Origin of the sequence: Lysinibacillus sp. NPDC086135 (assembly GCF_044746345.1) — a bacterium.
Lineage (GTDB): Bacteria > Bacillota > Bacilli > Bacillales_A > Planococcaceae > Lysinibacillus.
Genome location: NZ_JBIVCA010000025.1, coordinates 56,712 through 72,686, shown reverse-complemented (window position 1 = coordinate 72,686; position 15,975 = coordinate 56,712). Strand labels below are relative to the sequence as shown.

Genomic DNA, 15,975 nt, shown 5'->3' with positions numbered 1-15,975 from the left:
GCCAGCGTTCGTCCTGAGCCAGGATCAAACTCTCCATAAAAAGAAATTTGATTAGCTCAAATTGTTTTGCTGGCATCATGTTTGATGTCCAAAATATTGTTTCGTTCACTAACTCGAGGTTAGCTACTAAAAACTTTATTGATTACGTTTTGCTTGTTCAGTTTTCAAGGTTCATTAGTTTGTCGCATTTAAGTGACTTACTTTACTTTAACATAGTGTTGACTCTATGTCAATCATTTATGTTAGTAGTTTTTTTTAGCTGTTGTTGTTTCGTAACAACGTTTATAAATATATCACCTTAATATTAAGTTTGCAAGAGATTTATTAAAATAAAACTATTCCAAATAAATCAATTATACCTCAGTATAATTGCGTCCGAAATCGGTCGGAGGCTTTAGGCCAACATGATGTTGGTTGGTTGGTTGGTCGCTCAGTCTTTTCCATAGGACGTGACAACGACTGAGTTCCTCTACAACTGAAAGGAGTTAAAGGGAGTTTCTTCTATAGTATATAATTCAACTACACATGAATGTTATACATTCTACATTTACATTATAAACAGTTAATTCAATTCCTCCTGATCTCTTATCAATAAGATTGTTTTATATTTTTATAGTTTTTAATTCTTCAATAAGAAAAGCACCTCAATTGTTAGTCAACAATTGAGGTGCTGTTTATCTTTCTATTGTGTATTTATATTTAGCGTACCCATATAAAGTATGCAAGGAAAACAAAGAACAATCCGTACATCATAGGATGAATTTCTTTTTTACGACCCGCTAAAAGCATTGTTATTGGATAGAAGACAAAGCCTATTGCAATACCAGTAGCAATTGAGTAACCAAGAGGCATCATGATTACAGTAAAGAAAGCAGGTACTGCAATTTCGAATTTATCCCAATCAATTAAACGTAATGAAGATACCATCAGAACACCTACAATAACTAGAGCTGGCGCTGTTACTGCTGGAGTAACTACAGCGAGTAATGGTGAGAAGAATAATGCTACCAGGAATAGTATTGCCGTTACAACAGCAGAGAAACCTGAACGAGCACCTGCAGCTACACCAGAAGTTGATTCAACATATGCTGTAGTTGTTGATGTACCAAATAAAGAACCAATTGTTGTTGCAAGAGCATCAGCCATCAATGCACGGCTTGCACGTGGTAATTTATTATCTTTTACTAATCCCGCTTGTGTCGCAACTGCCATTAAAGTACCTGCTGTATCAAAGAAATCTACAAACAAGAATGTTAAGACAACTACTAAAAATTTAACGTTTAATAATGAATCAAAGTCATTGAAAATTGGTTTTAAAGCTACCATAAACGTAGAATCTACACTTGGAATTGCTGAAACAACTGCTGTAGGAGGTACAATGACACCTGTAATCATACCAACAACTGCTGTTATAACCATCCCTAAGAAAATACCAATACTTCGTAGTTTAATAATAAGAATAATTGAAAGGACAATCCCGAATACAGCTAGTAAAGTTGAACCAGAGAATGTTCCTAAAGTAACCAATGTAGCTGGGCTAACAACGATAATCTTAGCTCCTTGTAACCCTACAAATGTTATAAACAAACCAATTCCTGCTGAAACCGCATATTTAAGTTGGACCGGAATTGCATTAATGACTGTTTCACGAATACCTGTTAACGAAAGAATGATAAAGATAACACCTGAGAAGAAAACACCTGTTAAACCAGTTTGCCATGGAATACCGTACGCTCCAACTACAGTGAAAGCAAAGAATGCGTTTAAGCCCATACCAGGAGCAAGTGAAATTGGGAATTTAGCGAAAATACCCATAATCAGAGAACCGACTGCAGCCGCTAATGCTGTAGCTACAAATACAGCTCCTTTATCCATTCCTGCATTTTCTAACATACCAGGGTTAACAGCTAAAATGTAAGCCATAGCAAGGAATGTTGTAATACCACCTATTATTTCGCGGCGATAATTAGTTCCTAATTCATCGAACATGAAATACTTTTTCATTTTAAAGAAATCCTCCGTATGGTCGTCTTCAATATCGAAAACAAAAAAAACACGCTGACTACTCTACTAGTCGCATGTCTACGATACATTTCACCATTACTATAGCGTGAAATCAATTAGTGTCTATATATTGGTATATATAACTAAAATCGTAGTCAAGTTATTTACGGTAACTTGGTAGAAACTCACGGGCCTTATCCCCGACATTATACGACGACATATTTAATTTACAATCAATATATCATTTCACTTTTCAGATTTCAACCCTATTTCCGAACATTTTTTATAAAATCTACACGAAAGTTCGTGTAAAATCCTTATTTAATGTTCACATTTTAAGAAATCGTTGCATAAATAGGTCAAGACTGAACGTTTTAGCGATAGTTATAAAATAAAAAATCCCCTAGAACTCATTCGAATTCTTGAGGATTTTAATAGAGCTCCCTTGAGCAACATATGTTTAGTTCATCACTTTACTTTGCAAGAGTTGAACTCTTTTTTCTAATTTTCGTTTCCAATCTTCTGCTAATGCATCAACTACTTGTATACGTTTCATCGCAAGTGCGTCTTTGTTTTTAAAATACACTTCGTTGCAATGTAAAACTGAAATACCTTCAGGGTGCTTTTCCACTAATTCAATTTTTGAATCTGCACAGATTGTCCCTTCTTCCAGTACACGAGCAAGGAAGCCCGTATAACCTGTTTCAATTAAACGTTTAAGTAAAATGTTCGCCTCTGCATATTTATCAATCGTACTACAAGGTACACGTCCTTGGGTAACTTGGATGACAGCATCACCTATTTTATAAATATCACCAATACAAATATCCGCTTCCAACATATTCGTTACTGTTAAGTTTTCACCGAATGCTGCTGTCAGCAACGGTTTACCAAGTTCCTGTTCCCATTGTATGTAATGCTCCGCAGGATATAAACAAACGGCACGATCAGGACCACCATGATGTTTTTTATCTGCTACATCGTCTCCCTCAAATCCACGAGCAGACAAATATACTTCTTGTACTTTTCGTTTTTCAATCCCTGTAATTATTGAGCGCCCATTACTATAATGCAATTCTTTCGGCATACCAATAGCAAGTGTGTGAATCATCGCTTTATTTTTTTCCATTTCCGTCCCTCCTAAACTAAACAACGACATAGAGTCCTATTTATATTCATTAGTTTACTATACCTAACGTTTCGAAAGTATTATCCTTAAACTAAAGAATTTCAAAAACTATAATTTATTGTGGCTTAACATCCTCTACTTTCTCAACTCCTAATTCCATAAAAATATACAATCAGTTTAACTTCTTCATCTGCTGAAAAGTAACTTAAACATGTATTCATCTCACCAGCTACTTCTGTACCTGTCGCTTCGCTTTCGCTATAGAAATAATTGCTGAAGTTAAACACCAATTGAAAATCTTTTTTTGATGGTGTGAAAACTGTAGCTTTAAATTTACTGAATCAACGTTGTAACAAAACCTATTAATTTTGCAACAAAACGAAAACTCGTCGTAAGTACCGAGAAGTGTTGTTATGATTAAAACAGGAAGGAGATCCACATGAAATTCAACTACATTTGGAAAAACAATCAATCATCTTCTGAAATTGAGATTATCAGTAATCCATCGAATAAAGAATTGCTATCGACAATTGAACAGCAATTTTTTCAATCTACAACATTAAGCGCAACAGATCTCAAAACAAATCGTCAGGTTATGATTGAACTCAATAACATCGAGGCAATTGAAGCATCTGGTCATTTCACCAAAGTCTTTTTATTAAATGGTACAGAACTATTGCTGAATAAGATTTTAAAAGAATTATCTTACTTGGAATCTTTCGGATTGGTTAGAATCAATAATTCTATGATTTTAAATTTGCATCAAATACGCTCATTTGCTTCGGGAAGTCATGCTAGATTGGAAGTTATTACAAAACAACAAAATAAGTATATTGTCAGTAGACATTATGCAAAATCTATTAAGGAGAAATTAATATGATAAAAGACTTAAAAAACAGCTTTTTATACGTTTCATTTTTGGGGTTGATTTGGATTGTTTTTTTAATTACCATTTTTAATCTTCACGAAGAAATAGTCAACTTTCTTTACATTTGGAATTTAATTGGTATTAGCGTACTAATGGGGATTGTTTTTGGTATAGCTTATCCATATTTGTGGAACTACTCAACATTAAAAGTAACATTTAAAATTACTATTAGTACTTTTTTGAATTTTTTCTGTGGCATAGGAAGTGTATATCTTTTTTCACTGAAAGTATTTGCAATTATTAAACCTTATTTATTGCTAATTTTATTGATAACGTTGATTGGTCATATCATCGGATTTTATTTTTTCTCAAAATATGAAAATAAAAAAATAGCGGATAGTTTGAACAGATCACTTGAAAATTAAGGAGACTGAAATGAACTTCAATACTAGCTTACAAGTACTATTAAATGATATTGCTCAGAAACAAAGGAAGGGGCTTCCTTTTATAATGGCCTCAATATTTATTTGGGGAGTTATCACAGTAATCGCGTTACTGCCTTTAGATTTAATGATAAAAAATATAGGTATTTTATCTTGCGGTGCATTGTTGTTTCCTGTGTCAATTCTTTGTGCCAAAATATTAAATGTTGATTTATTTTATAAAGAAAATCCATTGATTAATGGACTATTGATTGCAACAAACAATCAAATTTTATATTTAATTATTTGTATCCTTCTTTTAATTAAAGCACCTATGTGGGTCTTACCTGTATATGCAATTATTTACGGTGCACATTTGTTACCGTATTCATTCTTTTATCAATCAAAAAGTTATCGATATAGTTCAATAATTATTTGTATAGCGATTTTGATAAGTATAATTTTCTTCCATTTAAATATTATTTTTGTCTCGTTAATCGTAGAAATTGGTGTACTTTTCTTATTTTTAATGCTAAAAAAAGAAATAAAAAGCTAGTCTGAAAAAAATCAGACTAGCTTTTTATTCAAAATCAAATGAGGGGATTATTCCCACTCAATCGTTGCAGGTGGCTTAGATGTAATATCATACAGCACGCGGTTAACGTGTTTTACTTCGTTTACTAGGCGGACAGAGATTTTCTCTAGTACATCCCAAGGAATGCGCGCCCAGTCAGAAGTCATACCGTCGATAGATGTTACTGCACGGATACCGATTGAATAGTCATACGTACGTGCATCGCCCATTACGCCAACTGAACGGATGTCAGGTAATACCGTGAAGTATTGCCAGATGTCGCGATCAAGACCAGCTTTTGCGATTTCCTCACGTAGGATGAAATCAGATTCGCGTACGATTTCTAGTTTTTCTTCTGTTACTTCACCAAGTACACGGATTCCTAGACCTGGACCTGGGAATGGTTGACGCCAAACGATTTTTTCGTCAAGGCCAAGCTCTAATCCTAGTGCGCGCACTTCGTCTTTAAATAATGTGTTAAGTGGCTCAATTAATTGGAATTGCATGTCTTCTGGAAGACCACCAACGTTATGGTGAGATTTAATAGTTTGTGCAGTTGATGTTCCAGATTCAATGATATCTGTGTAAAGCGTACCTTGTGCTAGGAAGTCCATTCCTTCAAGTTTAGCTGCTTCTTCATCGAATACGTAAATAAATTCGTTACCGATAATTTTACGTTTTTGCTCTGGATCAGAAACGCCCGCAAGTTTATCCATGAAACGTTGACGTGCATCAATTTTAATAAGATTCATGTCGAAGTCTTCTGTAAATGTTTTCATAACTTGCTCAACTTCACCTTTACGGTTTAAGTTGTGGTCAACGAACATACAAGTTAGTTGGTCGCCAATTGCTTTATGAATTAGCACAGCAACAACTGATGAGTCTACACCGCCAGAAAGTGCACATAATACTTTTTTGTCGCCTACTATTTCGCGGATTTTTGCGATTTCAAGTTCAATGAAGTTTGCCATTGACCAATCGCCTTTTGCTCCACAAATGTCGAATACGAACTGACGTAATAAGTCGTTACCGTATACAGAGTGACGTACTTCCGGGTGGAATTGTACTGCATATAGTTTACGTTCTACATTTGCCATTGCAGAGATTGGGCAAGCAGCACTTGTTGCGATTACTTCAAAACCAGCAGGTACTTCTGTTACATGGTCTCCATGGCTCATCCAAACGATTTGTTCAGTTGGTAAGTTACCGAATAACTTGTTTGAAGCTGTTACTTTAATTTCTGCTTTACCATATTCACGTGTTTCAGCACCTTCAACTTTACCACCTTGCGTATGTGCCATTAATTGCATACCATAGCAAATACCTAAGATTGGTAAGCCTAATTCGAAAATAGCTGGGTCTACATGGAAGGCATTTTCGTCATAAACTGAGTTTGGACCACCTGAAAAAATAATGCCTGTTGCGTTCATACCTTTAATTTCTTCAGCTGTAATCGTATGAGGATGTAACTCACTGAAAACACCAAATTCACGGATACGACGCGTAATCAATTGGTTAAATTGGCTACCGAAATCAAGAACGACGATTTTTTCTTGCTCTAATAAAGGGCTTGCTGACAATATATCCACCTCTTCTACTATTTTTAAAGGACTTTTCATATGTTCAAAGAAAAACGCGTATGAAAGTAAAACCTTCCTACGCGTTCATAAGCTCTAATTTATAAAGGCGAATGCGTAGCAAAGAAAAGTGATTTACTAATTACTAACCTTCTCACCTAACCAAAACATTCACCTTCATAGAGAAATCATTTACGGTGATTTCGTAGAAACATCCGAACCTTATTATCGAACTTATATGAAAGCAATCCTCATCATATATAATTTTTTTCATTTTACTCTTTGTACCCATCAAAATCAACTGATAGTGCGATTGATTAAATTTTCCCAACTTTCTTTCAGTTCCATAAAATCAACCTCTTGTTTATCCTTACCATAAATATGTTGTTCATATACAGCAGTTAGTTTTTGCATCTCTTCTGTCTCTAGCGACTCATCTACTCTTGTAGCAAATGCACGTAATGTTTCGCCATCTTTCCGGCGTAATCCAATACGAGATAATTGCTTCGTTAAAACATGATATGAAGCATCAAAATTTGTCCAGTCCGCTTCTTTTTTACGAAATGCTCGTACTTGCATTTTAGGTATCCACGTTTTACGTTGCATAAACAAAGCAATGCTTGCGATGACCATCAAAATGCCTAGAGCAATCCATACATAAGTAAGCTTTTTCATCCACGTCCAAACAGAATCAAAACTAAACGACATTGAGCTAGATGTTTCTTTCTTCGGCTCTTGTTCTTTCTTCTTTGGTTGCTCTTGTTTTTTTTCTGGCTGCAGTACTTGCTCCTGCTGAGGAGTGTCTTGCTCCATATCATAATTGATATTCATATTTCTAGAAAATCCAATTGTCGGTTCAAACTCCATCCAGCCTGTTCCAGGTACATATGCTTCGACCCATGAGTGTGCATTATCATTTGTAATTTGATACTCCTGTAAACCATCTGTTATTCGACCAGGCTTGCCCGGTGCGAAGCCTTTTACCCAACGTGCGGGTATCCCCGCTGAACGTAGGAGGACCACCATTGATGTTGAGAAATTATCACAGTAGCCAACTTTAGTATCAAATAAAAACTGATCAACATAATCTTGTCCCTCAGCCGGAATTGCTACTTCTTTTTTATCGTATCTAAAGCCGTGAGATGAAAAATAACTTTCAACTGCTTTTATTTGATCATATACTGAAGCCTTATCGTGTGTGATTTCTTTCGCTAAATTCACTACACGTGGCGGAACTGTATTTGGCAATTGTAAAAAACGATTAAAGGAAGGATCTAATGTTTCTAACGTAGATGTTTTAGACATTTGAAGCTGCTTCATGCTATATTCTGGCTCACTATAAGAAATCTTATAGTTAGACAATAATTTTGATTCACCATTCTGTTGTTCTATTGCTATTTTTTCAGTGCGTTCATCCTGAATAAACAGCGGTGAATCTTGGGCAGAAACAGATATCATACCATACGTTTGCAATAAAAATGGCATTGGAGTAGCAATGTCTATTTGAATTTGACGTTCTTTTTCTAAAGATCCAACTTGTAACGAAGTTTGAATAGGGGTATTTGTTTGGTAAACATTTTTGCCAAAGTTCCCCTTCGAAAGAATCCAACCCTTCGAAGTATAAGTGTCCTTTGTATCTATACGCCAATAATGACGATCACGAGAAGTTGCCGTGAAAATTAGCGTATTATCACCTTGAAACGGTCCTCCTAATCGGCTATCATCCTCGCTGTAACCAACTGTTTTTGCACCTGTTCCAAAGCCCCCTTGCCCCGCAACTCCTTTAATAAAAGGCACTGGATCAGCCCATGTTGGTCCTGTCTTAGGTAAAAAGAATGCCACTGAACTAACGAGCATTACCGAAACGATCATTGGAATAACCAGTTTCCACTTTCCTATTACATTGCTCGGTGCATCTGTTTGAAGCCATAAACTTTTAACAAAAAGCAAACCTGTCATTATTAATCCAAGCACAAGTACTTTAACAATCGCTACCTTTCCATCATAGTCACTAAACGTATCTAGTGTGGCAATAAAGAATACAGTTAACGCGAAGAAATAGAATATATTTTTCCGCACTGTTATCCAGTGATGAATTAGGTATATTAACATCCAAATAAGCGCAAGGAATAGCACCGTTCTAAATGAATCCGAAACTTGTCCAAAATCGCCCGAAAGAATGGTCGTCATATTCCATTTCCACTCATGTATTAAAAATGGTATTGTCTGTCCTGAAAAAAAGGGACTTTCACTATAAACAAACACTATAAACCAAGTAATATAACCAAATTTCATTAATCCCGACAATATTGGATGTACTTGAAATAAGCTGAGTATCAATGCTAGACCGATAAACACTAAAAACAAATGAACCAAGCCTGTATTCGTCAGCTGCATTACAGGAATAAGCCATTCACGTAAAATTAGAAAAATTATTACGTATGCTATTGCTAATTCTATAAAATTTCCTAGTGATTTTTTCACGGCTTCATCACCTCCGTGAACAGATGGTAATAATCTGTTGGATTTACATGTACAACATGAATTTGTCTATATCGCTTCGCCAACTCTGTTTGCATAGGTGGTTGCTCCGCTACTACAAAACAAATACAGCTTTTCACCATATTGGCTAAAGAATGAAGTAATTCATCTGATACTTCACTCGTAACATACAGTAATGTTGCAATATGCTTAAACACTTGCTGATCTCGTAATTGAAATTTGACCGTTTCAGCAGGTTTTATAGCAGCTAAATGATGCATTATTTGATCTAGCTGCTTATTACCTTGGATAATCGGAAACACCTTCGTGTTCGAACCGGCTGAAAGAAATGAGATATCTCCACGTTCTCCGACAATTGTTTGTAGCATCGAAGCTACAAGCTCAATTTTTTCTTCAAATAACGGAGATTTTCCAGCATGGAGTACCAACATTAACTCCTGCGATTGACGATCTTCAAATTCCTTAGATTGCAATGTTTGTGTTTTCGCAAATGATTTCCAGTGAATCCACGAAAAACGATCACCTGGAACATACTCACGTAAGCCAACAGCCATAGATGTATCCTTAACAATTGAATAAGGTGACATCATTGTACCAACATCAAATTTTGTTTGAAGCGCGGCATATCTCATCTCGCGTACTCTCGGGTAAACTAAAATGACTTGTTCCTTTTCTGCCGTAACTCGCTTTTTTGCCCAGCCAAAAAAATCACAGAAAACAATAGTAACACCTAAGTAACGATGCTCGCCACGGGACATATTTTCCAACACGTAATCCCAGCTAAATTTTTTCCTGAAGCCAACGAACTTAATGCTATTCGTTCCTTGCACCCTCGATTGAACAAGGGCTTCACTGTTCACAAGTTCCTCCATCATCATATAAGCAAACGGAAAGCGTGTTTTTCGTTCCACGGTAATTGTAACCTTAGCAGATTGTCCACTCTCTACATGGGAGGGCTCAATTTTGCGTTCCACTAGTAAAATATCTTCTTTCACCAGTAAAAAAATAAATGCGTATAACAAAAACGGACTAACTGAAAAAAACACAAACCAGCTGACAAACCCTCCTTGGAACATGGCATAACAAAACGTTATGATCATTAACAAAGATACTAATAAGAAATGTTTACTTTTCTCTATTAAAGCTCGCCATTTCTTCATTGCTCTGCAAACCTCTTTGTCGGCACAGGTGTTTTCGCAATAATTCGCTCAATAATTTCCTCTGCCGTAACGTTATCGTAACGAGCATCTGGTTTTAATACTAGACGATGGCTAAAAACAAATGGTACTAAATATTGAACATCATCAGGAGTAACATAGCTACGCCCTTTTATAAATGCATAAGCTTGTGAAGCTTTCATTAAAGCGATCGTTGCGCGAGGACTTACGCCTAAATATACATAGCTATTTTCCCTTGTTTGAGTCGCTAGTTCGACCATATAGTTTTTGATCGAATCTTCAACATACACACCTTGTACGAGCTCCTGCAATTCATTTAATTGCGTAACTGTTAGCACCGCTTCAATTTTTTCAATTGATTTACCATGTTCAGCACGACGGAGAATTTCCACTTCATGTCCTCTTGAAGGATAGCCCATTTTTATTTTTAGTAAGAAACGGTCTAGCTGTGCTTCTGGTAACGGATATGTTCCTTCATGCTCAATTGGATTTTGAGTGGCCATAACGAAAAATGGTTGATTGATTATTAAGGTTTTACCATCAATCGTGACAGATGCTTCCTCCATCCCCTCAAGTAAAGCAGATTGTGTTTTAGGAGACGTACGGTTAATTTCATCAGCTAAAATGACATCTCCCATAATCGGACCAGGTCGAAACTCAAATTCCAACGTTTTTGGATTATAAATAGATACTCCTACAACATCAGACGGTAATAAATCAGGTGTAAATTGAATCCTTTTAAACTGTGCATCAAAGGATTTTGCCAGTGCTCGCACCATCATCGTTTTACCAACACCTGGTACGTCCTCAAGCAAGACATGCCCTCTTGCCAGCAAAGCTACTATGCTGAGCTCTGCAACCTCTCTTTTGCCTATCATTACTTTTTCTATATTTTCTAATACATCTTGTATTTGTGAATTCATAAATCAAAAACCTCCTATTTCATTTTCTGCAATTGTTCGAATTGCATGACAACTTATTTAAGAATAACGAAATATGTTTAGTAACACAATTAGTATGAAACACACATCTATTGCTCCATCACTATAGCTTGAGCACATAGCGAGAAAAATAATAATACTTCAGCATGAAAAAGAAGGCTTGTCTGAATACAATTCAAACAAACCTATCTTTTAGTATAACGTTATTACCTATCAAAATGTTACAGATTTAATTTTTTTAACCATAAATTCTCTAACGAGGATGAGTTTTCTTGTAATAATATTTCCTGTAAATCACCGGAAATAAGTATGTTTCCTTCATGTAAAACTAACACATCGTCCGCTATTTCCTCCGCAAAAGCAAGCAAATGCGTAGAAAAAATTACAGTACAGCCCTTTGCTTTTTCCTCTAGCATCATTTTTTTCAACTCCGCAATCCAAAAAGGATCAAGACCATTCGTAGGCTCATCTAAAATAAGCAAAGAACCGTCACCAAGTAAACTTTGAGCGAGATTAAGCCGTTGACGCATCCCCTTTGAGAAATGCTTCACTTTTTGCTTTCGAACATCCCATAAAGCTACGCGTCTCAGTACATCTTCCTGTTCCTTTTTGCCAATTTTCTTTAAAGAGGCAAGTAGTTGCAAAATTTCTGCAGCTGTTAACATAGACGGAAAGTCCACATCGTCAGGCATATATCGAATAGCTTGTGGTTTATGCCATATTATTTCTCCTGATTTTTGCTTTTCTTGCCCAGTAAGCAGGCGAATTAAAGTACTCTTTCCAGCACCATTTCCTCCTACAAGCGCTAAAATACGCCCATCCTGTAAAGAAAAGGAGGCTTCATGAAGACCTCTATTATTATCATAGATATTCGATAACTTCTTTGTTTCTAAAAGCATCATCTTCTTTCCCCTTTCTATCAATTATACCTCGGCATAATTGCGTCCTGAATCGGCTTTGTGCTTAGGCCTGCATGAGGGCCGACACGATGTCGGCCCTTCGGTAATGCCACAGGACGTGGCGTTTTTACCGATGCAGGTCAGTTAGCCGTTATCGCATGGATGCGATGATTTTTAGGCTAACATCCTTTAAGAACTCCTTCCCGATTCTGTGACATCCGCCGGAGGCTTTATCTTCTTTCACTGAAAGAAGATAAAAGTAAGTTAGTGTAAACTAATGGACATACTATCCAAAGCAATGTCACAGCTACGTATACTACGTAACCTAGTGGTGACGAATAAAACTGCGTTACGTTATAAAATGCTGGTCCAAGCACACTAGCCTGATCTGTAAAAATAAAGTAACCAAAGCGCAGCCACTCCACAGGATTAATATGTATCGCTATAATCGTCAGTTTTTGAAGAATATGCCCCGCCACGATCGTTCCAATAGCCATTAAAGCGTAAGAGATTAGCAATAAAAAAGTGGACCAAAATACAAGTGATAACGACAGTGCAAATAACCTTGTTTTTGCAAAAGCTCCCACAGCAATAGCCAATGACACAAAAATGAAGATACATAGCAAAGTTAGAATAATGAAAATAAATGGCAAACGTACTCCGCCAAGAAATCCACCAAGCGCTAAAATTACGCCAAACGCCACGACAATGACTAATAAAAAGGCAAGCACAGAGGCAATATACTTTCCTGCAATATATTGCGGACGTGTCATCGGATATGTCTTTAATAACGAAAACCAGCCTGATTCCACATCACCAGCGATGCTCATACTACCAATCGTTAAAATAAACAGAGGCAATAAAAACAACAATACATTTAAAAACGAAGCTGTCTGTCTTGTAAAACCCTCTACATCTGGTAATGCCATTTGCTGTATGACAATGATAGCTGTAAAAACGAATGTGAAAAGTATGCCTACAAGTTGCATCCAACGACTTCTGAGCATTTGCTTTAATTCTAGTTTAATAAGCATACTGTACATCACTTATGGATCCCCCATTTAAAATCGTGTAAATCCTTATAAGCAAGCAGCTGACCTTCTCCCTCTGTAGTCATCCACTCCTGTGCCGCTTCCTTCGAATCGAGCGCAACTACCCCATAATTCATCGGAGTCCAATAATCCTTGTTGTATACATAAACAGCGTTAAAAACATCAATCCATTCATTTTTTGCTGCATCTTTAATAAAGGCTGCTCCAATCTCACCTTCCCCATTCGCTTCTATATATTCCATTAGACAGCCAATATCATCAAAAATTTCATAATCACCATTCTTCAACGCAATCTGACCAGCATATGCATTGTGAACTATACTCATATTGCAAATTTTACAAACATCGGTTTCACTAACTATTTCACGAGGCTCATATGTTTTTTCACTACAGCCCATCAAAACACCACAACATAGCATTACAATCATCATCCATTTTTTCATTCTGTTATTCCTCTTTTCCATAGCCATAAACTACTTAATGTCAAGAATAATCCTACTAGCATTTGCACCACATTCATCTTGGTCTTCTCGTTCACATGCTTCGTCGCCAATTTGGGCGTATTATCAACAAGCATATTCTCTTCAGTTTTATTAATTTGCTGATCCAGCGATGTCAATAAAATGACGCTCGGAGATGCCACGAAATATTGGTAAACAGGCTGGCGTACCATCCATTGACCAAAGCTCGACACAGCCACATATGGAATATCACCGATACCATTGTCTTTTAAATCAATCCCTGAGTAATCATCATAATAATTACTTACTAGTTGAAAGCCTTGCTTATCGGAGCGAGCAGTTAAAATGTTACCTGTAAAGTTATTACTACTAGCCGTTGTGTCGTCACTTACCTTTGTACCTTCAATGGCTGTTTGGTTCATCTGAAAATCATTTGTTTCAATTTGGATATTTGAACTTTTCTGCATTGCCACACCAGTTCGGTTATTTTTAATCGTGTTATGTTTAATTTCGGCCTGTTGCACATCATACAGCAACATACCGTAGCCATTAAAATCAAAATGATTAGCTACTATATTATTCTCCAGGAATATGTCTGTCGTCATCATAATCATAAGGCCAGTCACATTCTGAGCATATGTATTGAAAAGTGCTTCAGCATCAGTTGTATACATAAAGTGTGTACCGTAACGACTACTCGTTACATTATTATGTTGAACAACAATATGCTTGACCTCTTCTACATATATTCCATCCTGCACTTGCTCAACAGTATTGCCTTCGATAGTGATGTCCTCACTCTTAAAAACAGCCACCCCATTACCTTTTTTGGAATAATGACCTTCAATACCAGTCACATTGATATTTTGTATACGTATATTTTTTGAGCGCTGTATATGGACACCTGTATGAACATCTTTAATTTGTAACTTTCGTAGCTCCAGTCCATCTACAGTACTAGCTACGATCGCTTTATTTTTCCCTGATAACTTTATATTTTCCACAGTGACATTAGTAGTGTTTTCAATTCGGAGTGAGGGATTGTCTCTTTCACCGATAAGTTCCGTTCCCTCTTCACCTTGTAGCGTTATCGGTTTTGTCACAATAAAATTACCTTGGTAACGACCAGCAGGAATATGAACGACTTCCCCAGGCTTTGCTATATTAATGGCCTCCTGTACATTAAAATCGGCGTGCACTGTCTGACTCATAAATAGAAAAAATAATAAGGCAAACCCTATTTTTTTCACCAATCCGCACCTCCCAGTTCAGCACGAAAAGACTAGAGGATTTCCCCCTAGTCCATTCGATTAATGACTATGACCATCATGATTCTTTTCTTCCATATGCATAGAATCAGATTCACCTTTTGCTTCTTTTTCAGCTTTTTCTTTCATTTTCTTTTTACGACGCTCTAACGCATCATCTTTAATTTTTTGTAATTCCTCTACATGTGCAGTTGGATTATCAGCAATATATTTGTCTGCATCCGCTTTATCTTTGAAATAAATATATCCCCAATTCATCGGAGATTTTAGGTCCGTTTTGACGATCGTTGCATCATCAACCTTTACCCAATCTTTCGTGATATAATCACGTACAAATTTTTCGTTCTTTTCATTATTTGCAACCTCGGCATTTACTAAACAGCCTATGTCATCATAAAAGGCAATTGTTCCATCCTCTTTTATTGCTTGAGTAGAGAATTCCCCCATATCTTCGTCCTTCAAATACACTTTCATATTACACATTTCACACATTGTACCTTCTTTTGGTTCTTGTAAACGTGGATCCACTAAAGAAGCGACTTGTGTAGTTTTATCCTTTGCTTCTGCTTCACTTGTTGTAACATCTTCTTGCTTAGACTCTTCTTTCTTAACTTGATCTTTTTCTGTACCACACGCCGCGAGTAAAAGTAATGTTGCAAGTGCAGGTAACCATATTTTTTTCACAATTGCTTCCCCCAATATTTCGTTTTTTCTGTTTCTATTACATACTTTACAGGTAAATTGTGAAATAAGTTAAAAATCGCTGTGAAGTATTGGAAAAATTACCTTGAATATTCATTGAACATCTTGACTTCAAATATTTTGAATAAAAAATATATACTTTCTATTTTTTATAACGCTATTCGGCAAAACAAGGGGTTGATTTCCGTTCCGGCTGGGCGCTTTCCTGGGGGCGTCCGATGAGCCGCTGATCCCCAAGAGTCGCCCAGCCTCCACTCCAATCAACCGCTTCACCAAGCATGTATCTTCTAGCATGCCATTCTAATTTAAACCGAACCTCGCAATGTATCTGTGCGAAAGCATAGCGACAGAAACAAATGATTTCTTGGTCTACAGAAAAGTGAGTAGCCTGGAACAAT

General features: G+C 36.5%; 14 protein-coding genes and 2 riboswitches. Of the genes, 3 read left to right on the top strand and 11 right to left on the bottom strand.

Annotation, left to right across the window (positions count from 1 at the left end; genetic code table 11):
• Nucleotides 1-699 precede the first annotated feature (699 nt).
• Nucleotides 700-2,004 carry an NCS2 family permease gene (locus ACIPKN_RS23925; RefSeq protein WP_142510346.1) on the bottom strand — a complete coding sequence of 435 codons (1,305 nt, stop codon included), beginning with the start codon at nt 2,002-2,004 and terminating at the stop codon, nt 700-702.
• Between the two features lie 132 nt (nt 2,005-2,136).
• A riboswitch (purine riboswitch) is annotated at nt 2,137-2,238 on the bottom strand.
• Nucleotides 2,239-2,464: 226 nt separating this feature from the next.
• On the bottom strand, nt 2,465-3,133 hold the full coding sequence (locus ACIPKN_RS23920) for an MOSC domain-containing protein (protein WP_400940966.1): 669 nt from the start codon (nt 3,131-3,133) through the stop codon (nt 2,465-2,467).
• 439 nt (nt 3,134-3,572) lie between these two features.
• On the opposite strand from ACIPKN_RS23920, the gene ACIPKN_RS23915 reads away from it, so the two are divergent.
• Genes ACIPKN_RS23915 through ACIPKN_RS23905 form a run of 3 tightly spaced genes read left to right on the top strand, consistent with a single transcriptional unit; the run spans nt 3,573 to nt 4,979 of the window.
• Nucleotides 3,573-4,013 (top strand): LytTR family DNA-binding domain-containing protein, encoded by a 441-nt coding sequence (locus tag ACIPKN_RS23915; RefSeq protein WP_400940963.1) that lies wholly within the window; start codon nt 3,573-3,575, stop codon nt 4,011-4,013.
• Nucleotides 4,010-4,426 (top strand): hypothetical protein, encoded by a 417-nt coding sequence (locus ACIPKN_RS23910; RefSeq protein ID WP_400940961.1) that lies wholly within the window; start codon nt 4,010-4,012, stop codon nt 4,424-4,426. Before ACIPKN_RS23915 ends, ACIPKN_RS23910 begins: the two co-directional genes overlap by 4 nt.
• Nucleotides 4,427-4,436: 10 nt before the next feature.
• Nucleotides 4,437-4,979: a DUF7010 family protein gene (locus ACIPKN_RS23905; protein ID WP_400940958.1), complete on the top strand. Its 543-nt coding sequence runs from the start codon at nt 4,437-4,439 to the stop codon at nt 4,977-4,979.
• 47 nt (nt 4,980-5,026) lie between these two features.
• On the opposite strand, the gene guaA is transcribed toward ACIPKN_RS23905, so the two are convergent.
• The 9 genes from guaA to ACIPKN_RS23860 form a co-directional block, all read right to left on the bottom strand.
• A complete protein-coding gene (guaA, locus tag ACIPKN_RS23900; RefSeq protein WP_142510341.1) occupies nt 5,027-6,577 on the bottom strand; it encodes a glutamine-hydrolyzing GMP synthase in 1,551 nt (516 codons plus the stop codon).
• A gap of 157 nt (nt 6,578-6,734) precedes the next feature.
• A riboswitch (purine riboswitch) is annotated at nt 6,735-6,836 on the bottom strand.
• A 35-nt stretch (nt 6,837-6,871) separates the two neighbouring features.
• Nucleotides 6,872-9,058, bottom strand: a complete 2,187-nt coding sequence (locus ACIPKN_RS23895; protein ID WP_400940956.1) for a transglutaminase TgpA family protein — start codon at nt 9,056-9,058, stop codon at nt 6,872-6,874.
• On the bottom strand, nt 9,055-10,236 hold the full coding sequence (locus ACIPKN_RS23890) for a DUF58 domain-containing protein (protein WP_400940953.1): 1,182 nt from the start codon (nt 10,234-10,236) through the stop codon (nt 9,055-9,057). The genes ACIPKN_RS23895 and ACIPKN_RS23890 overlap by 4 nt, the downstream gene beginning before the upstream one ends.
• Nucleotides 10,233-11,177: an AAA family ATPase gene (locus ACIPKN_RS23885; RefSeq protein ID WP_400940951.1), complete on the bottom strand. Its 945-nt coding sequence runs from the start codon at nt 11,175-11,177 to the stop codon at nt 10,233-10,235. Before ACIPKN_RS23885 ends, ACIPKN_RS23890 begins: the two co-directional genes overlap by 4 nt.
• 239 nt (nt 11,178-11,416) lie before the next feature.
• Nucleotides 11,417-12,097, bottom strand: a complete 681-nt coding sequence (locus ACIPKN_RS23880) for an ABC transporter ATP-binding protein (RefSeq protein ID WP_400940948.1) — start codon at nt 12,095-12,097, stop codon at nt 11,417-11,419.
• 227 nt (nt 12,098-12,324) lie between these two features.
• Nucleotides 12,325-13,137 carry an ABC transporter permease gene (locus ACIPKN_RS23875; protein WP_255505275.1) on the bottom strand — a complete coding sequence of 271 codons (813 nt, stop codon included), beginning with the start codon at nt 13,135-13,137 and terminating at the stop codon, nt 12,325-12,327.
• Nucleotides 13,137-13,589, bottom strand: a complete 453-nt coding sequence (locus ACIPKN_RS23870) for a nitrous oxide reductase accessory protein NosL (protein WP_400940946.1) — start codon at nt 13,587-13,589, stop codon at nt 13,137-13,139. The genes ACIPKN_RS23875 and ACIPKN_RS23870 overlap by 1 nt, the downstream gene beginning before the upstream one ends.
• The gene (locus ACIPKN_RS23865) at nt 13,586-14,857 is read right to left on the bottom strand and encodes a right-handed parallel beta-helix repeat-containing protein (RefSeq protein ID WP_400940990.1); all 1,272 of its coding nucleotides are present in this window, start codon (nt 14,855-14,857) and stop codon (nt 13,586-13,588) included. Before ACIPKN_RS23865 ends, ACIPKN_RS23870 begins: the two co-directional genes overlap by 4 nt.
• 60 nt (nt 14,858-14,917) lie before the next feature.
• A complete protein-coding gene (locus ACIPKN_RS23860) occupies nt 14,918-15,559 on the bottom strand; it encodes a nitrous oxide reductase accessory protein NosL (protein WP_400940943.1) in 642 nt (213 codons plus the stop codon).
• Nucleotides 15,560-15,975 lie beyond the last annotated feature (416 nt).

What these genes read in the sequence shown, in the direction of transcription:
- ACIPKN_RS23870 (WP_400940946.1), bottom strand. Translation starts at nt 13,589, where the DNA reads ATGAAAAAATGGATGATGATTGTAATGCTATGTTGTGGTGTTTTGATG.
- ACIPKN_RS23905 (WP_400940958.1), top strand. Translation starts at nt 4,437, where the DNA reads ATGAACTTCAATACTAGCTTACAAGTACTATTAAATGATATTGCTCAG.
- ACIPKN_RS23910 (WP_400940961.1), top strand. Translation starts at nt 4,010, where the DNA reads ATGATAAAAGACTTAAAAAACAGCTTTTTATACGTTTCATTTTTGGGG.
- ACIPKN_RS23875 (WP_255505275.1), bottom strand. Translation starts at nt 13,137, where the DNA reads ATGTACAGTATGCTTATTAAACTAGAATTAAAGCAAATGCTCAGAAGT.
- ACIPKN_RS23920 (WP_400940966.1), bottom strand. Translation starts at nt 3,133, where the DNA reads ATGGAAAAAAATAAAGCGATGATTCACACACTTGCTATTGGTATGCCG.
- ACIPKN_RS23880 (WP_400940948.1), bottom strand. Translation starts at nt 12,097, where the DNA reads ATGATGCTTTTAGAAACAAAGAAGTTATCGAATATCTATGATAATAAT.
- ACIPKN_RS23885 (WP_400940951.1), bottom strand. Translation starts at nt 11,177, where the DNA reads ATGAATTCACAAATACAAGATGTATTAGAAAATATAGAAAAAGTAATG.
- ACIPKN_RS23890 (WP_400940953.1), bottom strand. Translation starts at nt 10,236, where the DNA reads ATGAAGAAATGGCGAGCTTTAATAGAGAAAAGTAAACATTTCTTATTA.
- ACIPKN_RS23925 (WP_142510346.1), bottom strand. Translation starts at nt 2,004, where the DNA reads ATGAAAAAGTATTTCATGTTCGATGAATTAGGAACTAATTATCGCCGC.
- ACIPKN_RS23915 (WP_400940963.1), top strand. Translation starts at nt 3,573, where the DNA reads ATGAAATTCAACTACATTTGGAAAAACAATCAATCATCTTCTGAAATT.